The organism is Aurantimonas sp. A3-2-R12, from assembly GCF_036016755.1.
In the GTDB taxonomy this organism is placed as follows: domain Bacteria; phylum Pseudomonadota; class Alphaproteobacteria; order Rhizobiales; family Rhizobiaceae; genus Aurantimonas; species Aurantimonas coralicida_A.
This window is the reverse complement of sequence record NZ_JAYXIH010000132.1, coordinates 1-941: the sequence shown is the minus strand read 5'-3', so window position 1 is coordinate 941 and position 941 is coordinate 1. Positions and strand designations below refer to the sequence as shown.

The following is a 941-nucleotide window of genomic DNA, read 5'->3' as shown; positions in this document are numbered from 1 at the left end:
AGTGTCGGTCCACAAAGAAGTTGAATGATATGAATCGTTTGTGATTCCATGCTGTTGATTTGATTCGACGAGGGCATGGAAGCGATGTGGACGAAAGCAAACCGCGGGAAATACAATCGGGATGGTCTGCGCTATCCGAGCGATTTGACGGATGCGGAATGGGAGCTGGTGGAGCCTTTGATCCCTCCTGCCAAGCGGGGTGGCCGCAGGCGTGAGGTTAACGTGCGCGAGGTTCTCAACGGCCTGCTCTATGTCCTCAGCACCGGCTGCCAATGGCGGGCGGTGCCGAAGGACCTGCCGCCGAAGAGCACGCTGTTCAGCTATTTCGACCTGTGGAACTGGGACGGCACGCTCGGCCGTCTCCATGAGGAACTCTACGTGAAATGCCGCGAGGTGATGGGGCGCGAGGCTAGCCCGACGGCGGCGATCATCGATAGCCAGAGCGTCAAGAGCGCGGAAAAGGGGGGCGTCGCATCGACCCGGGCGGGTATGATGCGGGCAAGAAGGTCAAGGGCAAGAAGCGGCATATCCTTGTCGATACAGTAGGTCTGCTGCTGCACGCGCTGGTTCATCCGGCCGACATCCAGGACCGTGATGGCGGTGTGCTGGTCCTGAAGACGCTGTTCGGCCGTTATCCGTTTTTAAAGAAGCTGTTTGCGGATGGCGGCTATCAGGGACCTGTCTTCGCCAAGGGGCAGAAGAAAGCCATGCCCGGACTTGCGACCGCGATCGTGAAGCGATCCGACACAGCCAGGGGTTTTGAGGTTCTGCCGAGACGCTGGGTGGTCGAACGGACGTTCGCATGGCTGGGGCGATGCCGAAGGCTGGCCAAGGATTTCGAGAACCTGTCGCGCAACGCGCTCGCATTCCTCAAACTGGCGTCTATCCGCCTCATGCTGCGAAGGCTCTGTTCAATATGAATAACTTTCCGGACCGACTCT

The 941-nt window shown here is 59.0% G+C and carries 1 protein-coding gene; it reads left to right on the top strand.

Going from position 1 to position 941, the window contains the following annotated elements:
- The first annotated feature begins 84 nt into the window (after positions 1 to 84).
- A protein-coding gene (locus tag VSX60_RS22400) for an IS5 family transposase (protein WP_442873146.1) occupies positions 85 to 920 on the top strand; the annotation gives its coding sequence in 2 pieces (ribosomal slippage) (positions 85 to 496 and positions 496 to 920; 837 coding nt in all).
- Positions 921 to 941 lie beyond the last annotated feature (21 nt).